The sequence below is a fragment of the Mesorhizobium sp. f-mel genome (genome assembly GCF_053850215.1).
This window is the reverse complement of record NZ_JBSPTO010000023.1, coordinates 66864-87706: the sequence shown is the minus strand read 5'-3', so window position 1 is coordinate 87706 and position 20843 is coordinate 66864. Positions and strand designations below refer to the sequence as shown.

General features: G+C 63.1%; 17 protein-coding genes and 2 tRNA genes. 11 read left to right on the top strand and 8 right to left on the bottom strand.

Going from position 1 to position 20843, the window contains the following annotated elements:
- Positions 1-23: 23 nt before the first annotated feature.
- Positions 24-1190 (bottom strand): acetyl-CoA acetyltransferase, encoded by a 1167-nt coding sequence (locus tag ACWUKX_RS23605; RefSeq protein WP_456009301.1) that lies wholly within the window; start codon positions 1188-1190, stop codon positions 24-26.
- A gap of 246 nt (positions 1191-1436) precedes the next feature.
- Here ACWUKX_RS23605 and betI point away from each other — a divergent pair, with 246 nt between their 5' ends.
- From betI to betB, 5 genes are all read left to right on the top strand, one after another.
- On the top strand, positions 1437-2027 hold the full coding sequence (gene betI, locus ACWUKX_RS23600; RefSeq protein WP_456009300.1) for a choline-binding transcriptional repressor BetI: 591 nt from the start codon (positions 1437-1439) through the stop codon (positions 2025-2027).
- Positions 2024-3553 carry a choline-sulfatase gene (betC, locus tag ACWUKX_RS23595; RefSeq protein WP_456009298.1) on the top strand — a complete coding sequence of 510 codons (1530 nt, stop codon included), beginning with the start codon at positions 2024-2026 and terminating at the stop codon, positions 3551-3553. The genes betI and betC overlap by 4 nt, the downstream gene beginning before the upstream one ends.
- On the top strand, positions 3550-4551 hold the full coding sequence (locus ACWUKX_RS23590) for a threonine/serine dehydratase (RefSeq protein ID WP_456009297.1): 1002 nt from the start codon (positions 3550-3552) through the stop codon (positions 4549-4551). The genes betC and ACWUKX_RS23590 overlap by 4 nt, the downstream gene beginning before the upstream one ends.
- The gene (gene betA / locus ACWUKX_RS23585; protein ID WP_456009295.1) at positions 4544-6196 is read left to right on the top strand and encodes a choline dehydrogenase; all 1653 of its coding nucleotides are present in this window, start codon (positions 4544-4546) and stop codon (positions 6194-6196) included. Before ACWUKX_RS23590 ends, betA begins: the two co-directional genes overlap by 8 nt.
- Positions 6197-6259: 63 nt before the next feature.
- Positions 6260-7723: a betaine-aldehyde dehydrogenase gene (gene betB, locus ACWUKX_RS23580; RefSeq protein ID WP_456009293.1), complete on the top strand. Its 1464-nt coding sequence runs from the start codon at positions 6260-6262 to the stop codon at positions 7721-7723.
- Between the two features lie 9 nt (positions 7724-7732).
- Here the strand turns inward: betB and ACWUKX_RS23575 are convergent, their stop codons facing one another.
- Positions 7733-8644, bottom strand: a complete 912-nt coding sequence (locus tag ACWUKX_RS23575; RefSeq protein ID WP_456009292.1) for a LysR family transcriptional regulator — start codon at positions 8642-8644, stop codon at positions 7733-7735.
- A gap of 99 nt (positions 8645-8743) precedes the next feature.
- Here ACWUKX_RS23575 and ACWUKX_RS23570 point away from each other — a divergent pair, with 99 nt between their 5' ends.
- Entirely contained in the window at positions 8744-9631 is an 888-nt protein-coding gene (locus tag ACWUKX_RS23570) for an NmrA/HSCARG family protein (protein ID WP_456009290.1), read from the top strand.
- A 117-nt stretch (positions 9632-9748) separates the two neighbouring features.
- Here ACWUKX_RS23570 and ACWUKX_RS23565 read toward each other — a convergent pair whose 3' ends face one another.
- Positions 9749-11269 (bottom strand): phosphomannomutase/phosphoglucomutase, encoded by a 1521-nt coding sequence (locus ACWUKX_RS23565; protein WP_456009288.1) that lies wholly within the window; start codon positions 11267-11269, stop codon positions 9749-9751.
- A 203-nt stretch (positions 11270-11472) separates the two neighbouring features.
- Here ACWUKX_RS23565 and ACWUKX_RS23560 point away from each other — a divergent pair.
- A tRNA-Pro gene (locus ACWUKX_RS23560) sits at positions 11473-11549 on the top strand.
- 43 nt (positions 11550-11592) lie between these two features.
- On the opposite strand, the gene ACWUKX_RS23555 is transcribed toward ACWUKX_RS23560, so the two are convergent.
- The 3 genes from ACWUKX_RS23555 to ACWUKX_RS23545 form a co-directional block, all read right to left on the bottom strand.
- Positions 11593-12417: a galactosyl transferase gene (locus ACWUKX_RS23555; RefSeq protein ID WP_065010395.1), complete on the bottom strand. Its 825-nt coding sequence runs from the start codon at positions 12415-12417 to the stop codon at positions 11593-11595.
- 35 nt (positions 12418-12452) lie between these two features.
- Positions 12453-13451, bottom strand: a complete 999-nt coding sequence (locus ACWUKX_RS23550; RefSeq protein WP_456009287.1) for a polysaccharide pyruvyl transferase family protein — start codon at positions 13449-13451, stop codon at positions 12453-12455.
- A 61-nt stretch (positions 13452-13512) separates the two neighbouring features.
- Positions 13513-14997: a lipopolysaccharide biosynthesis protein gene (locus ACWUKX_RS23545; protein ID WP_455841712.1), complete on the bottom strand. Its 1485-nt coding sequence runs from the start codon at positions 14995-14997 to the stop codon at positions 13513-13515.
- Between the two features lie 297 nt (positions 14998-15294).
- Here ACWUKX_RS23545 and ACWUKX_RS23540 point away from each other — a divergent pair, with 297 nt between their 5' ends.
- Positions 15295-16161 (top strand): polysaccharide pyruvyl transferase family protein, encoded by an 867-nt coding sequence (locus tag ACWUKX_RS23540; RefSeq protein ID WP_456009285.1) that lies wholly within the window; start codon positions 15295-15297, stop codon positions 16159-16161.
- On the opposite strand, the gene ACWUKX_RS23535 is transcribed toward ACWUKX_RS23540, so the two are convergent.
- Entirely contained in the window at positions 16140-17222 is a 1083-nt protein-coding gene (locus tag ACWUKX_RS23535; RefSeq protein WP_456009283.1) for a hypothetical protein, read from the bottom strand. The genes ACWUKX_RS23540 and ACWUKX_RS23535 overlap by 22 nt on opposite strands.
- 152 nt (positions 17223-17374) lie before the next feature.
- Between ACWUKX_RS23535 and ACWUKX_RS23530 the strand changes: the two genes are divergently transcribed.
- Positions 17375-17451 (top strand) — tRNA-Pro (locus ACWUKX_RS23530).
- A gap of 110 nt (positions 17452-17561) precedes the next feature.
- On the opposite strand, the gene ACWUKX_RS23525 is transcribed toward ACWUKX_RS23530, so the two are convergent.
- Entirely contained in the window at positions 17562-18398 is an 837-nt protein-coding gene (locus ACWUKX_RS23525) for a universal stress protein (protein WP_456009281.1), read from the bottom strand.
- Positions 18399-18777: 379 nt separating this feature from the next.
- Between ACWUKX_RS23525 and ACWUKX_RS23520 the strand changes: the two genes are divergently transcribed.
- Positions 18778-20337 carry a bifunctional aminoglycoside phosphotransferase/ATP-binding protein gene (locus ACWUKX_RS23520; RefSeq protein WP_456009280.1) on the top strand — a complete coding sequence of 520 codons (1560 nt, stop codon included), beginning with the start codon at positions 18778-18780 and terminating at the stop codon, positions 20335-20337.
- Between the two features lie 31 nt (positions 20338-20368).
- A complete protein-coding gene (gene trxC, locus ACWUKX_RS23515; RefSeq protein ID WP_456009314.1) occupies positions 20369-20818 on the top strand; it encodes a thioredoxin TrxC in 450 nt (149 codons plus the stop codon).
- The last annotated feature ends 25 nt before the right edge of the window (positions 20819-20843 follow it).

Here is a 20843-nt window from a genome sequence, read left to right as displayed (position 1 = left end):
CGGCGCTGTAAGGCGGGCCGCTTTTATCTGATCCGATCGAGAATGGAAACGTAGTTGGCGACCGCGGCACCGCCCATATTGAAGATGCCGCCGAGCTTGGCCCCCGGCACCTGGTTGCCGCCGGCTTCGCCGACGAGCTGCATGGCGCTCAGCACGTGCATCGAGACGCCGGTGGCACCGATCGGATGCCCCTTGGCCTTCAGCCCGCCGGACGGATTGACCGGCAGGCGGCCGTCCTTCGCCGTCTCGCCGTCCAGCGCCAATTTTGCGCCGTCGCCCGGTTTCGCCAGGCCCATCGCCTCATACTCGATCAGCTCGGCGATGGTGAAACAGTCATGCGTCTCGACGAAAGATAGATCATCGAGCGTCACACCGGCGTTCTTCAGCGCCTGGTTCCATGCATGCTCGCAGCCTTCGAACGCCAGGATGTCGCGCTTCGACATCGGCAGGAAATCCTGCACATGCTCGTTGGCGCGGAAGGCAACGGCGCGGCGCATCTTCAACGCCGTCGCCGTGTCGGCAAGGACCAGAGCTGCGGCGCCGTCCGAAACCAGCGAGCAATCGGTGCGTTTCAGAGGGCCAGCGACGAAGGGGTTCTTCTCGCTCTCGTGCCGGCAGAACTCATAGCCGAAATCCTTGCGCATCTGCGCATAGGGATTGTCGACGCCGTTCTTGTGGTTCTTGGCGGCGATCATCGCCAGCGCGTCCGACTGGTCGCCATAGCGTTGGAAATAGGCTTGGGCGATCTTGCCGAAAACGCCGGCGAAGCCTGCCGGCGTGTCGCCCTCCTCGGGCAGATACGAAGCCTTGAGAAGGTTCTTGCCGATTTCTGCGCCTGATGTAGTCGTCATCTGCTCGGCGCCGACCACCAGCACGATACGGGCCGCATTGGCGTCGATGGCGCGGATGCCTTGCCTGACCGCTGCCGAGCCGGTGGCGCAGGCGTTCTCGACGCGCGTCGCCGGCTTGAAACGCAGCCGGTCGTCGGCCTGCAGGATCAGGCTTGCGGTGAAATCCTGTGCGGAAAAGCCGGCGTTGAAGTGGCCAAGCACGATCTCGTCGACCTCGTCCGGACCGATGCCGGCATGATCGAGCGCCTCGCTAGCCACCTTGGTGATCAGGCCCTCCAGCGTCTCGCCTTCGAGCTTGCCGAAGCGCGAATGCGCCCAGCCGACGATGCATGCTGTCATAGTTATCTCCATCCTGCGGGCCGGGCTACGCGACGTCGCGGCGCGCCAAAGCATTGTTCAAGCATGAACCGTTCCTGCGACTTCGTGAAGGGGCATAACCACACAATCGCTTGATCTTGATATCTGGTCACGGCACCTGACTTTTGCCACCAATTCAGCCCGGATTTTTGTTGATTGATCCGTCAATAAAAAATAACCTTGTCGCCACAGGCCGGAGCAAACTTGTCGCCACAGGCCGGAGCAAAGATGCCGAAAATTGGAATGGAGCCGTTGCGCCGCAAGGCGCTCATCGACGCGACGATCTCGGCGATCGGCGAGCGCGGCTCGCTTGATGTGACCATGTCGGAAATCGCCGGGCGCGCCGGCGTGTCCTCTGCGCTTGCCCATCACTATTTCGGCGCCAAGGACGAACTTTTGCTGGCGACGATGCGGCACATCCTGGCCGAGCTGACCGCCGATATGCGGCGCGCGCTTCGATCGGCCAGCACGGCGCGCGAGCGCGTTTCGGCGGTGGTCGCCGTCAATTTCTCTGACGGCCAGTTCCGCCCGGAAACGATCGCCGCCTGGCTCGCCTTCTATGTCGAGGCGCAGAAATCAGCAGCACTTCGCCGGCTGCTCAAGGTCTATGCGCGGCGGCTGCATTCCAATCTGTTGAGCGGGTTGACCGGCATCCTGCCAAGAAACGAAGCCGACCGCGTCGCCGAGGCGACAGCGGCGCTGATCGACGGGCTCTATATCAGGCGCGCGCTGAAGGACGGCGTGCCCAATGCCGCGACCGCGATCGCACTGATCGAGGATTATCTCGAAACGAAACTCAGCCGGCGGAGCGCACAGTGACGTCCAAGCGACCCAATTTCCTGATCGTCATGGTCGATCAGCTCAACGGCACATTGTTCCCGGATGGGCCGGCGGACTTCCTGCACGTGCCGCATTTGAAGGCATTGGCCGCCCGCTCGGCGCGCTTCAAGAACAACTACACCGCCTCGCCGCTCTGCGCGCCGGGCCGCGCCTCGTTCATGAGCGGCCAGTTACCATCGCGCACCGGAGTCTACGACAATGCCGCCGAATTCGTCTCGTCGATCCCGACCTTCGCCCATCACCTGCGGGCAGCCGGTTACTACACCTGCCTGTCGGGCAAGATGCATTTCGTTGGGCCGGACCAGTTGCACGGTTTCGAGGAGCGGCTGACCACCGACATATATCCCGCCGATTTCGGCTGGACACCGGACTATCGCAAGCCTGGCGAGCGGATCGATTGGTGGTATCACAATCTCGGCTCGGTGGCCGGTGCCGGTGTCGCCGAGATCACCAACCAGATGGAGTATGACGACGAGGTCGCCTTCCACGCGGTGCAGAAGCTCTATGATGTCGCCCGCGTCTCCGACGACGCTTCGCGCCGGCCGTGGTGCCTGACCGTTTCCTTCACCCATCCGCACGACCCCTATGTCGCCCGGCGGCGCTATTGGGATCTCTACGAGAACTGCCCGGCGCTTGAGCCTGAAGTGGGCTTCGTCGCCTATGAGGAACAGGACCCGCATTCGCAGCGGCTCTACCGGGCAAGCGACTACGATAGTTTCGATATCAACTCGGAGCAGATCCGCCGCGCGCGACGCGGCTATTTCGCCAATATCTCCTATGTCGACGACAAGCTCGGCGAGCTTCTGGATGTTCTCAAGCGAACACGCATGCTCGACGATACGATCATCCTGTTCTGCTCGGATCACGGCGACATGCTCGGCGAGCGCGGCCTGTGGTTCAAGATGTGCTTTTTCGAGGGCTCGGCGCGGGTGCCACTGATGATCGCCGGCAAGGGCGTACCAGCAGGACTGATCAAGGCCCCAGTCTCCAATCTCGATGTCACCCCGACGCTTTGCGACCTCGCCGGCATCGACATGAGCGCGATTGCGCCATGGACCGACGGCCAGTCGCTGCTGCCGCTGCTCGACGGCAAGACGCGCACCGCACCCGTGCTGATGGAATATGCGGCCGAAGGCTCCAACGCGCCGATGGTGGCGATCCGCGACGACCGATACAAATTCATCCATTGCGAGATCGATCCGCCGCAACTGTTTGATCTTGACTCGGATCCGCGGGAATTGACCAATCTCGCCGCCGACCCGGCTCACGCCCCCTTACTGGCTGCTTTCACCGAAAAGGTCCGGGCGCGCTGGGACATGGCCGCTTTCGACGCCGCCGTCCGGACCAGCCAGGCGCGCCGCTGGGTGGTCTATCCGGCGCTGCGCAACGGCACCCATTACCCCTGGGATTTCCAGCCGCTGCAGAAGGCATCTGAGCGCTACATGCGCAATCACATGAACCTCGACAATCTCGAAGAGAGCAAAAGGTATCCGCGAGGCGAATGATGACACCCCTTGTGCCCTCCCTAGATCATCTCAGGCAGGCCTATGCCGTCACCGCCAAGGCGACGCAGGTCACGCCATTGCTGGAATCGGCGGCGCTCGCCAGGGAGAGCGGAGCTGCCCGTGTCTTCGTCAAGCCGGAATCGCTCCAATGGGCGGGATCGTTCAAGGTGCGCGGCGCCTATTGGCGGCTGAAGCGGCTGTCGCCCGATGAAGCCAGGAAGGGCGTCGTCGCCTATTCCTCCGGCAATTTCGCGCAAGGACTGGCCGCCGCCGGCCAGGCGCTGGGCATTCCGGTCACCATCGTCATGCCGATCGACGCGCCGGCCGCCAAGCGCGACGCAACGGCCGGCTATGGCGCGCGCGTGGTGCTGACCGACCATGGCGAACGCGCGCGTGAGGAGGTTGCCGCCGCCAAGGCGCGCGAGATCGCCGAGACCGAGGGGCTGGCGCTGCTGCATCCGTTCGACGACCCCGAGATCGTCGCCGGCCAGGCTGGTGCGGGGCTGGAGGCGCTCGAGCAACTCGATGCCAGGAATGCCAGCGCCGATCTGCTGTTCTGCGCGGTCGGCGGCGGCGGGCTGATCGGCGGCGTTTCGCTGGCTTTCCACTATCTGTCGCCGGCGACCGAGATCATCGGCGTCGAGCCGGAAGGTTTCAACGGCATGGGTGCGTCGCTGGCGAATGGCGCCATCGAGACCATGCCGATCGGGCCGAAATCGATCTGCGACGGGCTGATGGCGCGAAAGCCCGGCGACGCGCCGTTCGCAGCGGTCAGGACCGCGGGCGTTCGCGGCATCACCGTCGACGACCGATCGGTGCGCTGTGCGATGCGGATCGCCTTCGAGCGGATGAAGCTGGTGCTGGAACCTTCGGGCGCTGCATCGCTGGCGGCGCTGCTCGGCGGCAAGGTGGATGTGAGCGGCAAGACGGTGCTCGTGGTGGCAACCGGCGGCAATGTCTCGCTCACCGATTTCATGGCGCATATGAACCATGCTTGAGGCGGATTTCGTCATCATCGGCGCCGGCTCGGCCGGCTCGGCCATGGCCTACCGGCTGTCGGAAGACGGCAAATATTCGGTGATCGTCATCGAATTTGGCGGCAGCGACATCGGGCCGCTGATCCAGATGCCGTCGGCGCTGTCGATCCCGCTCAACATGAGCCTCTACGACTGGGGTTTTGCCAGCGAGCCGGAGCCGCATCTCGGCGGCCGCGTGCTGGCGACGCCGCGCGGCAAGGTCATCGGCGGCTCGTCCTCGATCAACGGCATGGTCTATGTGCGCGGCCACGCCCGCGACTTCGACCACTGGGCCGAACAGGGCGCGGCCGGCTGGGGGTTTGCCGACGTGCTCCCCTACTTCAAGCGCATGGAGGACGCCAACGGCGGTGAGAATGGCTGGCGCGGCCACGGCGGCCCGCTGACCGTGCAGCGCGGCTCAAGAACGAATCCACTCTACGGCGCCTTCGTCGAGGCAGGCCGTCAGGCCGGCTTCGAGCTGACCGACGACTACAACGGCGCGAAGCAGGAAGGCTTTGGGCCGATGGAACAGACCATTCGCGGCGGCCGCCGCTGGTCGGCGGCGAGCGCCTATCTCAGGCCGGCGCTCAGGCGGAAAAACGTCAGCCTGGTCAAGGGTTTCGCCCGGCGGGTGATCATCGAGAATCAACGCGCCACCGGAGTCGAGATCGAAACGCGCAAACGGATTCAGGTGGTCAAGGCGCGACGTGAAGTGATCGTTGCCGCCTCCTCGATCAATTCGCCCAAGATCCTGATGCTGTCCGGCGTCGGCCCGGCCGAACATCTCAGGGAATACGGCATTCAGGTAATCGCCGACCGGCCCGGCGTCGGTCGCAACCTGCAGGACCATATGGAGCTCTACATCCAGCAGGAATCGACGCAGCCGATCACGCTGAATTCGGTGCTGAATCCCTTCTCCAAGGCAATGATCGGCGCGCAATGGCTGTTCTTCAAGTCGGGTCTCGGCGCAACCAACCATTTCGAGGCGGCCGCCTTCGTGCGCTCGCGCGCCGGCGTCGACTATCCCGATATCCAGTATCATTTCATCCCGGCGGCGGTCCGCTACGACGGCAGGGCGGCGGCGAAGGCGCACGGTTTCCAGGCGCATGTCGGGCCAATGCGATCGAAGTCGCGCGGTACTGTCACGCTGCGCTCGCCAGATCCCAAGTCGAAGCCGGTGATCCGCTTCAACTACATGTCGCATCCGGACGACTGGACCGAGTTCCGCCACTGCATCCGGCTGACGCGCGAGATCTTCGGCCAGTCGGCATTCGACCCTTATCGCGGCAAGGAGATCTCCCCGGGCTCGCACGTTCAGTCAGACGACGATCTCGACGCCTTTATCCGCGATCACGCCGAAAGCGCCTATCACCCTTGCGGCACCTGCAAGATGGGCCGCAAGGATGATCTGATGAGTGTCGTCGATCCGGAATGCCGTGTCATCGGCGTCGAGGGGCTGCGGGTCGCCGATTCCTCGATCTTCCCGCGCGTCACCAACGGCAATCTCAACGCACCGTCAATCATGACCGGCGAGAAGGCCGCCGACCACATTCTTGGCCGCACGCCGCAGGCGCCGTCCAACCAGGAACCATGGATCAACCCGCGCTGGCAGGTGTCGGACAGATAGGCGATGATCCGGCGGACTGTCCGCCCGCCGGCCCCCGGCGAAAGACAATTTGGAGAAGCTCCCATGCGCGCCCAGCCAAAGGCATCGCACTATGTCAACGGACGCTACATCGACGACGAGCAAGGTGCGCCGCTGCCGGTGATCTATCCGGCAACCGGCGAGACCATCGCGATGCTGCGTTCGGCGACGCCGAACATGCTGGAACTCGCGATCGAAGCCGCGCGTGCAGCACAACCGGCCTGGGCGCGGCTGAAGCCGGTCGAGCGCGGGCGCATCCTGCGCCGCGCTGCCGACATATTGCGTGCGCGCAACGCCGACCTGGCGCGCATCGAGACGCTGGATACCGGTAAGGCAATCCAGGAGACGCTGGTGGCGGATGCGCCATCGGCAGCCGACTGCCTCGAATATTTCGGCGGCGCGGTCGCTGCTTATAATGGCGAGTCCTTCGATCTCGGCGGACCCTTTGCCTATACAAGGCGCGAGGCCCTCGGCGTCTGCGTCGGTATCGGCGCCTGGAACTACCCGATCCAGATCGCCGGCTGGAAATCGGCACCCGCGCTCGCCATGGGCAACGCCATGGTGTTCAAGCCGTCGGAGAACACGCCGCTGTCGGCGCTGGCGCTCGCCGAAATCTATACCGAAGCTGGGCTGCCCGACGGGCTGTTCAATGTCGTGCAAGGCTACGGCGATGTCGGCGCCGGCCTCGTCGGGCACGATGTCGTCGCCAAGGTCTCGGTGACCGGTTCGGTGCCGACCGGCCGCAAGGTGCTGTCGCTCGCCGGCTCGAAGATGAAGCATGCCACCATGGAGCTCGGCGGCAAGTCGCCGCTGATCGTCTTCGACGACGCCGATCTCGAAAACGCCATTGGCGGCGCCATGCTCGGCAATTTCTATTCGACCGGCCAGATCTGCTCCAACGGCACGCGGGTCTTCGTGCAGAAGGGTATCCACGACCGTTTCGTCGAACGGCTAGTCGAGCGGACCAAGAAGATCCGTATCGGTGATCCGCTCGACCAGGAGACGCAGATGGGGCCGCTTGTCTCCAAGGACCAGCACGAAAAGGTCATCGGCTATATCGAAGCCGGCAAGCAGGATGGCGCCGTGCTCGCCTGCGGCGGCAACGTGCCCTCGCTGCAGGGTTTCCAAGGCGGCTTCTTCGTCGAGCCGACGGTCTTCACCGGCGTCACCGACACGATGCGCATCGCCCGCGAGGAGATTTTCGGGCCTGTGATGAGCGTGCTGAAATTCGACGATGAGGACGAGGTGATCGATCGCGCCAACGACACCGAATTCGGCCTTGCCGCCGGCGTGTTCACGCGCGACTTGCGACGCGCCCACCGCGTCATCGCCGAGCTGCAGGCCGGCACCTGCTGGATCAACGCCTACAATCTGACCCCCGTCGAAATCCCGTTCGGCGGCTTCAAGCAGTCCGGTATCGGCCGCGAAAATTCGCTGGCGGCGCTGGCGCTCTATTCGCAGCTGAAGTCGGTCTATGTCCAGATCGGCGATGTGGCGAGCCCGTATTGAGGCTCGCGGCTACTGCTGGTCAGCCGCTGTATTTGCCCGACTGGAAATCCGGTCGGATGCAAGCACGATGAATGCCTTGACGAGGGGCGAAAGATGCCGGCTGCTCGGATATAGAACATGCAGCCCGCCGACCGGCGTCGTGTAGTCCCGGAGAACGCGGCTCAGCCGCCCTCCATTGATGAGGGGCTCGGCGATGCTGTGCGGCAATTGGGCGATGCCGAAGCCTGCGAGCGTGGCCGCAACGACCGCCTGCATTTCATTAGCGGCGAAGCGCCCGGCCACCGTGACCGTTTCCTGACCGTGTGGCCCGTCCAGCACCCAATGGGTGCCCGAGGTCGAAGGGCCTGCGATGACGCACTGGTGGTGTGCGAGATCCGCCAGGCATTCCGGCATCCCGCGCCTTGCGAGATAGTCCGGGCTGGCGCAGAGCAGCCTGTGCGCGGAGCCGAGCTTGCGGGCGATCAGCGTCGAATCCTGAAGAACCCCGGTGCGGAAAGCGAGGTCTATGCCGTCCTCGACCAGGTTGAGCTTGTCGTCAGTCAGGCGAAGTTCGACTTTGGTCTTCGGATACATTGCCAGAAAGTCGACCACAGCAGCTGTGAGGAAATGACCCCCGAAGCCAACGGGCGCCGAGATGCGAATTGTGCCCGATGGCTCCGCCCTCGCTTCCGCGAGGCGCAGATTTGCTTCCTCGATCGTCCGCAGGGCCTGGCTGCTCTGCTCGTAATAGAGACGCCCGGCATCCGTCACGTTGAGGCTGCGCGTCGTGCGCTGCAGCAGGCGAACCCCAACCTCACGCTCGAGCGCGGCAACGCGTCGACTGACCGTCGTCTTGGGCATGGCAAGCATGCGCGCAGCAGCGGTGAAGCTGCCAGCTTCGACTACGCGAGCGAACACCACGATATCATTAAGATCGAGCATTGTATCATTGCATGGCACAAAGTTTTCCAATTGTAGGCAATTATGAACCAATGTGACAAACCCTAATTTTGCTCCATCGGAAAAAGAAGGAGCAAACACATGACCACCAAACGAAGCGTTCTGGTGACCGGTGCCACAGGCCAGCAAGGCGGCGCAGTTGCGCGTGCCTTGCTGTCGAGTGGGCACCGCGTCAAGGCACTAACGCGCAGGCCGGACAGCGATGCTGCGCGGCAATTGGCGTCGGCAGGCGTCGAGATCGTGGCCAGCGATCTTGGCGATACGGCCTCCGTTGTGAAGGCAGCAAAAGACGTCGATACCATGTTCCTGATGGGCAACAGCTACGAGGCTGGCATAGCACAGGAAACCCGCCAGGGGATCCTTGCCGCCGACGCGGCGAAGGCTGCCGGCGTCGGGCATTTGATCTATTCATCCGTTGCCGACGCCGACAAGAACACCGGCATTCCGCATTTCGAGAGCAAATATCTTGTCGAGCAACATGTCGCCGGGCTCGGCATCCCCTACACGATCAGCGCGCCGGTTGCCTTCATGGAGAATATCGTCGCGCCGTGGTCGATCGGCGCGCTCATCCAAGGCACGCATGCCTTTGCGATGCCTGCCAAACGTGTCCTCCAGCTGGTCGCACTTGCCGATATCGGAGCCTTCGTTGCCGCCCTGGTCGAGCGGCGCGAGCGCGTGTTCGGCAAGCGCTTCGATTTCGCCGGGAGCGAATTGTCCGGCGAAGACCAGGCCAAGATCCTTTCGCAGTCCATCGGCCGCCCGATCAACTATCAGGCAATTCCAATCGCGGTGGCCCGCCAACAAAGCGAAGATACGGCGCTGATGTTCGAGTGGTTCGACCGCGTCGGCTATGACGTCGATATCGCGGCTTTACACCGAGATTTCCCGGAGGTCCGCTGGCACAGTTTTGCCGACTGGGCGCGGGAGTTCGACTGGCGTGCCCTTGAGCGGGCTTATTCCGCTGCCTGAGTTCCTGTAGAGATCATCGGCCGATGAAAACCTGGGGGAGCGGACCAGCTGCAACCGGAAACCCGTGATCCGCTTCCCCATAGTGGCCTTTCTCGCGCCGCGATGAAATGAGAGAACCTAGAACGTCTGGTTGTAGGCGCCGACCTCAGGGCTGCGGCGCAGCACCGCATCGACGCCTTCGAACATCTGCCGGCGCCGCTCGGACGACACCGGGCTCTCTACCACCACGACCAGCTCCGGCTTGTTCGACGACGCCCGTACCAGGCCCCAGGTGCCGTCCTCGGCAACGACGCGAACGCCATTGACGGTGATCAGATCGGCGATCTTCTGGCCGGCGAAGACAGTGCCATCCTGCTTCATTGCCTGAAAGTCGGAAACGACTCGCTCGACCACGCCGTATTTCAGCTCGTCGGCGCAGTGCGGCGACATGGTCGGCGTGCCGAAGGTCAGCGGCAGGGCGCGATAGAGATCGGCCATGCTGCTGGTCGGGCTGCGATCCAGCATCTGGCAGATGGCGATAGCCGTGATGAGACCATCGTCATAGCCGCGCCCGATCGGCGGATTGAAGAAGAAATGACCGGATTTCTCGAACCCGGCGATGGCGCCGAGCTCGGCCACGCGCCGTTTTATGTAGGAGTGGCCGGTCTTCCAATAGTTGGTGACGGCGCCATCGGCACGCAGGGCGGCGTCGGTGTTGAACAATCCCGTCGACTTGACGTCGACGACGAAGGTCGAGCCGGGATGCAGTCGCGCGATGTCGCGGGCGAGCATGACGCCGACCTTGTCGGCGAAGATCTCGTTGCCTTCATTGTCGACCACGCCGCAGCGGTCGCCATCGCCGTCGAAGCCAAGCCCGACGTCGGCTCCCGTTTCCAGCACCTTGTCGCGGATGGCGTGCAGCATCTTCATGTCTTCGGGATTTGGATTATAGTTCGGAAACGTATGATCGAGCTCGACATCGAGCGGAATGACCTCGCAGCCGATCCGTTCCAGCGCTTCAGGTGCAAAGGCGCCGGCGGTGCCGTTGCCGCAGGCGGCGACCACCTTGAGCTTTCTCGCTATGCGCTTGTCCCGGGTCAGGTCGTCCAGATAGGTTTTGCGGAAATCCGCAACGAAGTCATAGGAGCCGCCGCCGACAAGGTCGAAGTCGCCGGCAAGGACGATCGTCTTCAATGCGCTCATTTCCTCCGGACCGAAGGTCAAGGGGCGCGCCGCCCCCATCTTGACGCCGCTCCAGCCGTTTTCGTTGTGAGAAGCGGTGACCATGGCGACGGACGGCGTATCGAGCGCGAACTGGGCGAAATAGGCCATCGGCGACAGCGCCAGCCCGATATCCTTAACTCGCGCGCCGGCGGCCATCAGCCCGGAAACCAGCGCCAGCTTGATCGCAAGCGAATAGGAGCGGAAATCATGACCGGTCACGATATCCGGCCCGGCGCCCAGGCGCCGGATCAGCGTGCCGAGCCCCATGCCCAGCGCCTGGACACCGATCAGGTTGAGCTCAGGCGGCTCCGCAGAGCCAGGATGGCCGAACCACCAGCGCGCATCATACTCACGAAAGCCGGACGCCTTGATCAGCGCCGAGGTTTCAAACTCGAAGGTGTTGGGACGGGCTTCGCTAACGATCTTCAGGGGCAAGACAGCAACTCCAAGCGGCTGGAATCAGGGTGTTTCAAGGTGGGTGGCCGATACCTATTACACGAGCCTTTAAGCAGTGTTTATCGCGCAGGAAACTGAAACCCGTATGACCTTAAGGCGAAAGCGGAAGAAATGCGACAGAAGCGCCGCCATTGGCGCTTGCAGGAACGAAGTGCGGCGGCTATAAGCCCGCGGTCTGGTCACGGAGTGTAGCGCAGCCTGGTAGCGCACATCGTTCGGGACGATGGGGTCGCAGGTTCAAATCCTGCCACTCCGACCAGAAGCTCCTCTCCTCTCCCATCAAGTTGGCCTGCCCGGGGTGATCATGTATCCCGGCGAACAGCGGTTTTGCCGAAGAACTCGCGTTTCGCGGCCTCACCGACCAGCCGCAGCCGTGAGGCATTGCGAAGCAGTCGCCTGGGTCGTTTGAGCGCGCCCCAGTTCAGGAAATACTTGGCCATGATACCGGGCGTCCTGCTGTGCGAGCCGGCATGGGCGACGCGATAGACGGCGCCGCGAAACGGCAGCGTCGCCAGAGGCGTACCGCGCTCGGCCAGAATGTCTGCAATCCGGATATGACTGCCGAGCATCGACTTCATCCAGTCGGGAGAGGCATCCCCGTAACGGTCGGGCAGACCATAGAGGTCCGACCGGATTATCAATGACGTCCCGCAAAGATGGTTAAAGTCGTCATAGCCGAGCAGGAGCTTGCCGCCGTCGTCCCAGACATAGCCGCGGTCGATGGTCCATCCGTTTGCGTTTCGGTTCTCCGACACGTGCTGGACAAGGCGGGCGCTCACGAAATCGTCGTCGTCGACGATCATGAAGAAGCGGCTGTCGCGTGCCCGCAGCATGCCCTTCAGCACGCGGCGGCCCTTGTCGACGCGGAAGGCGTCGTAGAAGTCCTCCTTGCTCGCCCCACCGCGCTCATGCGCATCGTTTGGCGGAAAGGTCACGCGTTCGACACTGAAGCGCTCGGGGAGATTTGGCAGATCGGCGCCCTCGTTTGCGACGATGATGCCCCGCCAGTCGTCGTTGGTCTGGCTCGATATCGAGCGAACCGTCTGGGCGAGATTCGCCTTGAGCCTGCTCCAGTCGCGCGCATTGTCCTGGTGGCGCACGGGAATGATGAAGGTGACGAGTGTCATCTCAACCTCAGCAAATGTCTTCTGCGTGCCAAAGATCACGCGGCGACAGCGGCTGCCTGCCGCGCCCAGCCGATCCCGTCGTCGAGCGAGGTCGCCTTGTAGGAAAGGTCGGTTCCGCCCGAGAATGCCGCCATGAACCGCCGTATCTTGCCGTAGCTGTTGTCGAGGACCGCATGCGGCCGACCGATCAGCAGCGAGCAGATATGGACGTGCAGGCGATCGGTGACGATCGCACGCCCGCGCGAAATCTGCCGGATGCCTCGCCGGAAGCGATTGTGCGCGGCCGCGTCCAGCTTGCGCAGCCGCACCTCTGCCGGTTTGAGCGCCAGTAGCGCGGAGGCAGCACCAATCGCCTTGGCGACGCGCACCTGCCGCGCAGATTCGGTGATCCAGTCCTCCATCGGAATGTCGGGGTAGGCCGAGCGATCCGCGTCACCTGCCTTCTCTAGGTCCGCCCTCAACATCGCCAGCACCGGAAACTCGGCTGCTTCCGGTTCGAGCGCGCCGATGCAGAATGCCATATCTGGGCAAAGCCGCACCTCGCAATCGAAGTGCTTCTCCGCGAACGCCTTCGATTCCTCGTCGCGCACCAGGAGAACAAAGTTCTTGTGCCCGCCGATGATGCGCGCGCTCCTTTCGCGGCGCTCCTGCGACTTGTAGTGAATCGATTGCGGAAACTGGATGATCCGGCGGTTGGGGAATTGCTCGAGCACGCGCTCGCGGAAATCCTGATGCGTGATCCAGAGGTCGCCGAAATTGCCGCCGCCATGGATGAAGATCGGTCCAGTCGGGACGGCCCGTTCGAGATCCTCCGCCGAGAAGTCGCGCATGCGCGAGACATAGGCCGGTCGCTTGTCGCAGCGGTCTTTCAGGTAGGCCATCTCGCCGAGCCAGATGGCTGAGTCGCCGCAATTGCGGATATCCGGAAAGTCGAGGATCGCCAGCGGCTCGTCCGCCCGGACATAGTCCTTCAGGCAGTCATGGATCATGTCCTGCAACCTGTCGATCAGAACCGGAGGCGTTTCCACTGGCATTCCTCTTCCTCCATCTGGCCGACCGTTCGGCTCGTGTTGCAGCAAATCCGACGTGCTAGCTTCAGCCATGGCGAACCTTCGACAGTATCTTGCCCAAGATGTTCAGGATTTCCCGCTCGGGGCCGTCGGGCCGCTTCATCGACAGCCACAACCCGAAGCTCGACCCGCAATAGAGGACCGCGCCCAACGGAACGAGGATCGCCAGCTGCCAGGCAAGCCCCACGCTGTCGTTCGCCGCGGGCAGCCAGGTCGAGGCGAACAAGACGCCCGCGGCCATGATCGCGATGCTTGCGAGCGCACGCCCGTTGGCGGCCAGCTGCTCCAGCACCGTTACGCCGATGAAGTGCTTGACCAGCACCATGTTGACGAGCGCTCCGAGCAGTCCGGTGAACACTCGGCTGTAGATGACACCTTCGAGCCCGTAGAGCATGAGGGCGCCGAAGATGATCGGTACGCGGACGAACAGCATCTGCGTGTCCCGGACGAATAGAAGCCTCGTCTTGCCCTTCGCCATGCCGAGCGGCTGCACCAGCGAGCCCAGCGTCTGCAGGGCGTACACCGAGGCGAGCGACTGGATGATGAAGATTGCCGGCGCCCATTTTTCACCCAGCGTCAGCCTGACCAGGGGATCGGCGATCAGCGCGACGCCGATGCCGGCAGGAAGCGCGATCGCGGCGACAAGTGCCTGGACGCGCTGATAGGCGGCGGCGAGGCGGCCTGGGTCGTCGCGAATTGTGGCGAAGCTCGGGTAGATCGTCTGGGTGAGCGGCGCCGTCGCCTCGCGTGTCGGCAGGCGGGCGAGATTGCTGCCGAAGGTGTAGTAGCCAAGCTGCGCATTGCCGAGCACCTTGCCGATCAGCAGGTGGTCGAAGCGCCAGTTGAGCGTGTTGACGATCTGGCCGGCCGTCAACCAGGCCGAGAAAGAGAAGAACTCCCGCATGTGCTTGAAGACGATCCTCGGGCGGAACGGCACCACCAGATAGGAGGTGACGAGATAGGTCGCCTGGCTCACGAGGGTACCCACCACGAGGGCCCAGTAGCTGTGGAAGATCATCGCGATGGCCACCGCCACGACGACCCCGACGAACTTCTGCGAAACGCTCAGCACGAATTCCTGCCAGAAGATCAGCTTGCGCTGCAGCATGATCAGCCGCGGATTCGTCATGCTGCCGAGCAGCACGCTGAAGCCCAGCGCAACCATGACGCCGGACAGGCGCGGGTCTTCATAGACCACCGATGCCGGCCAGGCACAGGCCGCGAAGAAAAGGCACAGTATCAGTCCGCGCGTGGCATTGAGGGTCCAGGCAGCGCTGAAATGCGATTCGGTGGGCGCCTCATGTCGGATGAGCGCCTGGGTGAGCGAGAGTTCGGTGACTGTGGTGACGATCAGGAGCATCGTCGTCGCCAATGCAACGAGGCCGAAATCGGCAGGCGAGAGGTACCACGCCAGCACGAAGGTGCTGAGCGTCGCCAGCCCGTTCACGATCGCTCGCGACAGGCTGAGCCACATGCTTCCCTTGATGAGCCGCCCGGTGATACTGCTCATGCTGCAGGCGATTCCCGATACTCTCAGCGCCATTTGGCGCTCTTGTTGCACCCCGAGCCGCAGCGCTTATACCGCGAACGAAGACGGGTAACGAGAACAAAGATCAGCGCCCATTTGCCGCACCGCACAATTACCGTGGAGAGCCGGCGCGGAGCGGATTTTTCACATTTGCGGTGGCGCCGATTTGCCGCACTGCACAACGGCTCGCGTTGGTCGAGAATGAGGCAACACCCGCGGTCGAATGTGCTACACCGCTTCCGGTGGCGGGTCTGGCAGAGAGCAAGCCCGAGGGAAGAGGTGTTCGTTTTGCTGGAAGAGGCCGCCGTGGCTCAAGGTGTGAGGAAAATTGTCCGCAAGGTGCGCGGTCTTGCTCGACGGGACAGAGGCTACGTGCCCCCTCCCCCGTTCCAGCCGAACACGATCGAGCTGTTCTACTGGAAGTCGCCCCTCGGCGTGAACTTCGGCGACTATCTCTCCTCGGTGATTGTCAACAAGATGGCGGCCGACGCCGGCTGCTTCCTGGACGAGGAACGTCCGAGGCCGGTGAGGCTCCTGGGCATAGGCTCGATCCTGCATTTCGCGCGCAACGGCGACGTCGTCTGGGGTTCCGGCATCAACGGCAAGATCCGAGACGAACGGCACGTGTTCAGCTCGCTCGACGTGCGCGCCGTCCGTGGTCCCCTCACCCGCGATTTTCTCATGCGGCGTGGCATCGACGTGCCCGAGGTGTTCGGCGACCCCGGGATCCTCGTTGCCGATCTTCTGGGTTCCCGTTTTCCGAAACCTGCCGAGCGCAAGACGCCGGTCGCGTTCGTCCCCAACTTGCACGACCTGCCGAAGATGGAGGGATGGGAAAACGTCGTCTCTCCACTCGACCATTGGGCGAGCGTGGTACGGCGCATTTCGGAAGCGAGCCATGTCATCTCGAGCTCGCTCCACGGGCTGGTTATTGCCGACGCGTTCGGCATTCCCTGTACGTACCTGCGCCTGTCGGAAGAAGAAAACACACTGAAATATGAGGACTATGTCCTCGGCGTCGGCCGCGCGCAACTGGACATCACGCGATCGCGCGAGGAGGCCGTCCGCGCGAGCCCGATGGGCACGGCCCGGCCAGATCTCGCGAGGCTGAAGGCGAGCTTCCCCTACGATCTCTGGGATTGCTGAGAGGCCGTCGGGGTCGGCTCGACAGCAGCGCGCCGCGCGGTCAGCGATTTCAGGAAGCGCGTGACATCCGATCCGACCCTCGTCCACTCAAATGGCGACAGATCCGGGCGCGGCGACGTGGACTTGCGGAGTGCGGCGAGGAAGCTCTCGAGAGTGGCGGCCGATATTTCGCCGTCGAACAGATGCACCCACTCCGCTCCGACCACCTCCTGAAGCTCCGGCAGGCTGCCGATCCGCGGGGCCAGGAGCGGCTTGTTGCGGCCGAGCGAATGCAAGGCGACGCCGCTGTTCAGGATGTTGCGGTATGGCAGCACGACGGCGTCGTGTGAATCGATGACGCGCTCTAACTCGTCGTCCGGCACGAACTCCCTTCGGATGTCCAGCTTGATCCGCTTGTCGTCGCCCGCGGCTGTGCGGATCCTGCGTTCGAGATCCTCTTCCGGGCAAACGCCGATCACCGTGAGCGAAAACGCGGCCGTCGCCTTGCGGGCCTCGGTAACCAGCTTTTCGACGTTCTTGTACTCCCTGATCAGTCCGAAGAAGAGAAGCCTGTTGTGTCGCTCGGATGGTCTGGCGTCCCGCGGCGGTTCGGCGACCGATTCATAACGACCATGGACCGTGACCAGCGTGGCGAGCGAACGGGCCGCGGGATGCAGGCGATGCAACTCGCGGCGGGAATGTTCGGAGAGGAGGATCACGCCGTCGAGCAGCTTCAGAAACAGGTAGGTGGTCAGCCCCGATTTCAAGCTGCCGCCGTCATGGGGCTCCAAGTTGTGTACCACCCACAGAAACCTGGTTCCGTGAAAGACCCTGTCCCAGAGCATGCGGCCGAGAAGCTTGAGTGTCGCCTTGCGGCTGCTCGGCCGAAAGAATTCAGTCGGCCAGTGGAAGAGGACGATGTCGTAGCGGCCGCGGCCCAGGTGCTCCCAGTCGAACTGAACCCGCTCGAAGCTTGTGCCGTCGATGTGGCCGGAGAAGAGACCCGTAAAGCTGTTGCCCGGAGCATTGAGGGGTTTCAGCGCCAGAACAGGTTTCTGCGCGAAATGTGTCTTGTCGGTCATCGGCAATGTTCCGTGGCAACGCTTGATCCCGAAGGGGAGCCTAGGCCTGTCCCGTGCCAGCGCAAGCGCGGGTGTCGGGTCAATTGGTCGCGGCTTCTGACTCGACGCGTTCAGGAACGAAGTGCGGCGGCTATAAGCCCGCGGTCTGGTCACGGAGTGTAGCGCAGCCTGGTAGCGCACATTGTTCGGGACGATGGGGTCGCAGGTTCAAATCCTGCCACTCCGACCAGAAAAAACAAGCACTTAGCTTTTTCCCGAAGCCGCCTCCCACCTGAAACTCACTCACAAGCCGAACCCTTCTGCGCGTTTTCGGGCCTGACCATGCCGTATGGCCGGCGGTTAACGCGCCATAAGGATCGGCATCGACGGGTCTTCAAGCATCGAGATGGTGACGCCGCCGAAGATGCGCTCGCGCAACCGGGAATGACCATAGGCGCCCATCACCATCAGATCGGCGGCGATGTCGACCGCGTGCCTGCGAAGCACGTCGGCGACTAAACGGTCCAAGCTGGGCAGCCGGTCGACCGTGACATTCACGCCATGCCGCGCGAGATAGGCAGCGGCGTCGGCTCCGGGTTCGGCCCCGTGACGGTACTGGTCCTCCACCGGATCGACCATGACAAGGTGCACCTCTTCGGCACCTGGCAGCATGTCGAGAGATTCGCGGACGGCACGCGACGACTCCAGACGAGCGTCCCATGCAATCAGAACGCGTTTCGGCTTCAGTGTCGGCCGCGATCCCACGGGGATGAGCAGCAAGGGCTTTCCTGAAGAAAACAACGCGCCTTCGATCGCTTTGCTTTTCAGCGTTTCATTGGCAAGCAACTCCGGTCCAATAACCGTAATGTCGGCGTAGCGGGCACGGCGGCCAATGGTGTCGTCGGCCCAGCCGGCTTCCGGATATTCGTTGGAGACATCGGCCGAAAGCACCCTGCCGGCGAGAAAAGCCGACACGGCAGCGGTTCGCTTCTTCAACAGATTCTCGTCGGCCCGACGCTCCTCGAGCCAGGCTTCCGAAACGACTGCGGCATACTCCCCGACCGGTGGCGGCGCAGCTACGGCAACGACCAGAACCGCAAGATGGGCGCCGATTTCGGTGCACAGGCCGGCGGCGAGCTTGAGATCACCGTCACCCTTGTTCGGTCCCGCAACGGTAAGTATCGTCCTGAAAGCCATAGCGGCTGCTCCCGATCCTCAAAGTCCAATCGTCGTTGCAACAACAGCGAGACGGCTCGGCGCGTTCCTAGCGCTGCGACAAGAACGTCGCCGCGCATCATTTTGATCCGTATCAACATGCCCACGTGCCGACGCTAACAGGCGCAGGCCGCTACGTCGTGCCGAAACATGGCGATCGCGATATGCCGTTGTGGGGCCGCCAAGGTCTTCCGAAGGACGCCAACAAATACGGCCGAACGCCGGAGAAGTCGCACTAGGGAACGCATCCGTGACTTGGCTGGTTATATCCAGACGCTGCAGCAGGAAGGGCCCGATGGCGCGGAATTTCAGCGACCACGCCCATCGGATTCCAGGGTGGATACAAACAAAGAGGCATCCGATGATCGTCGAAGATCAGGAATCCGTGGTCGCGATGTTGATGGACCCTGCCGCATATGGCGAGACTGGGCCGGTCGAGGCGATCGAAACCCATATCTCGCGTATCTTCCTGGTTGGCCAGCGCGCCTACAAGATCAAGCGAGCTGTAAAGCTGCCCTATGTCGACTTCTCGACCCCGGTGCTGCGGCTCGCCGCTTGCGAGAAGGAGGTGGAGCTTAACTCCAAGACCGCGCCCGGCCTCTATCTGGGTGTGCGGCGCGTCACGCGAGAGGCCGACGGCAAGCTCGCCTTCGACGGGAGCGGCGAACTGGTCGATGCGACGATCGAAATGGTCCGCTTCCACCAGTCGAAGCTGCTCGATCGAATGGCAGTCGGTGGCGAACTGACGCCTGCGCTGATGACGGCGGTCGCGCGCATGATCGTGCGCTATCATCGCGGCGCGCCGGAGGTCCACAAGGGCAGCGGATCCTCGAACCTGGCAGGCGTGCTCGCCATCAACGAAGCCGGCTTTGCCACCAGCCATGTTTTCGACGAAGCCGAGATCAACGCATTCACCGGGATTTTCAGCACCGCCCTCGCCCGTCATCGCGAACTGCTCGACCGGCGGGAAGCGGCAGGCAAGATCCGGCGATGCCACGGCGATCTGCATCTGCGCAACATCTGTCTCTTCGACGGAGAGCCCCGCCTCTTCGATTGCATCGAATTCAACGACCAGATCGCCAGCATCGATGTGCTTTACGATCTGGCCTTCCTGCTGATGGACCTCTGGCATCGCGGCTTTCCGGAACTCGCCAACCTGGTGATGAACCGCTACCTCGACGAGGCAGACGACGAGGACGGCTTCATTCTCCTGCCGTTTTTCATGGCAGTGCGGGCCGCAGTGCGCGCGCACGTCACCGCAACCCAGATCGAGGAAGGCAGTGCCGATTCCGGCGGGCTGATTGCCGAGGCGAGATCCTATTTCGAGCTTGCCCGAACACTTCTCCAGGCAAGGCCTCCTCGGCTGATCGCTATCGGCGGCTTGAGTGGTTCCGGCAAGACGGCCGTTGCCGAGGCACTCGCCGCGCATGTCGGCGCGCCGCCCGGCGCCCGCATTGTCGAGAGCGATCGCATCCGCAAAGCGATGCATGGGGTACCGGCCGAGACGAAGCTGCCGGACAGGGCTTATCGACCGGAGGTGTCCGACCGCGTCTACCGCGAAATGGCATGGCGCGCCGACTTGATCCTTTCCCAAGGCGGTTCGGTGGTCGCCGATGCCGTCTTCGACAGGCCGGCCGATCGCGACCGCATCGAGAAGGTGTACGGCAGAGACGTTGCTTTCGCCGGATTCTGGCTGGAGGCGGATCCGCTCGTTCTTTGGCAGCGGGTGAGCGAGCGCAGCGGCGGTCCTTCCGACGCCACTGTCGATATCTTGTCGCGGCAATTGCAACGAAAGGCCACCCCGTCCACCTGGCGCAAGGTCGACGCCGATCGAAAGCTCGCCGACATCGCCGCCGAGTTGGCGAGCGTTTCGGACGCGGCCGCTCCTGCGCAGGGTACTGCACTCAAGACAGCATCGTGACGGCGACGCGCATAAAGATGGGTGAATGGGCATGACGCTGGAAAAACTGGTGGTTTGCGGCAAATGCGGCGGGGTCAATCGCCTGCCGCCGGGACGGGATGCCGGGGACGCGAAATGCGGAAAGTGCGGCTCTAAACTGTTCTCGGGTCACCCGGCAGACGTCGACGCACAGAGCTTCGATCGCCAGGTCAAACGAAGCAGTCTCCCCGTTGTCGTCGACATCTGGGCACCGTGGTGCGGCCCCTGCAAGATGATGGCGCCGGCCTATGAAGCAGCAGCAAACGAACTGGAGCCGCACGTTCGCCTGATCAAGCTCAATTCCGACAATGAGCAGGCCGTTGCAGCCAGGCTCGGCATTCGCAGCATCCCGACCATGATCCTCTTCCATAGCGGCCAGGAGGTTGCGCGCACATCCGGCGCCATGACGGCGGGGCAGATCGTCAGGTGGATCCGCGATCACCTGCCGACGGCCGCGGCCTGAAAGTCGGCACGCTGTCGATGATCGC

Excerpts from the sequence above, each read along its gene's own strand:
- ACWUKX_RS23605 (WP_456009301.1), bottom strand. The coding sequence starts at position 1,190 with ATGACAGCATGCATCGTCGGCTGGGCGCATTCGCGCTTCGGCAAGCTC.
- betI (WP_456009300.1), top strand. The coding sequence starts at position 1,437 with ATGCCGAAAATTGGAATGGAGCCGTTGCGCCGCAAGGCGCTCATCGAC.
- ACWUKX_RS23590 (WP_456009297.1), top strand. The coding sequence starts at position 3,550 with ATGATGACACCCCTTGTGCCCTCCCTAGATCATCTCAGGCAGGCCTAT.
- betA (WP_456009295.1), top strand. The coding sequence starts at position 4,544 with ATGCTTGAGGCGGATTTCGTCATCATCGGCGCCGGCTCGGCCGGCTCG.
- betB (WP_456009293.1), top strand. The coding sequence starts at position 6,260 with ATGCGCGCCCAGCCAAAGGCATCGCACTATGTCAACGGACGCTACATC.
- ACWUKX_RS23575 (WP_456009292.1), bottom strand. The coding sequence starts at position 8,644 with ATGCTCGATCTTAATGATATCGTGGTGTTCGCTCGCGTAGTCGAAGCT.
- ACWUKX_RS23570 (WP_456009290.1), top strand. The coding sequence starts at position 8,744 with ATGACCACCAAACGAAGCGTTCTGGTGACCGGTGCCACAGGCCAGCAA.
- ACWUKX_RS23555 (WP_065010395.1), bottom strand. The coding sequence starts at position 12,417 with ATGACACTCGTCACCTTCATCATTCCCGTGCGCCACCAGGACAATGCG.
- ACWUKX_RS23550 (WP_456009287.1), bottom strand. The coding sequence starts at position 13,451 with ATGCCAGTGGAAACGCCTCCGGTTCTGATCGACAGGTTGCAGGACATG.
- ACWUKX_RS23545 (WP_455841712.1), bottom strand. The coding sequence starts at position 14,997 with ATGAGCAGTATCACCGGGCGGCTCATCAAGGGAAGCATGTGGCTCAGC.
- ACWUKX_RS23535 (WP_456009283.1), bottom strand. The coding sequence starts at position 17,222 with ATGACCGACAAGACACATTTCGCGCAGAAACCTGTTCTGGCGCTGAAA.
- ACWUKX_RS23525 (WP_456009281.1), bottom strand. The coding sequence starts at position 18,398 with ATGGCTTTCAGGACGATACTTACCGTTGCGGGACCGAACAAGGGTGAC.
- ACWUKX_RS23520 (WP_456009280.1), top strand. The coding sequence starts at position 18,778 with ATGATCGTCGAAGATCAGGAATCCGTGGTCGCGATGTTGATGGACCCT.
- trxC (WP_456009314.1), top strand. The coding sequence starts at position 20,369 with ATGACGCTGGAAAAACTGGTGGTTTGCGGCAAATGCGGCGGGGTCAAT.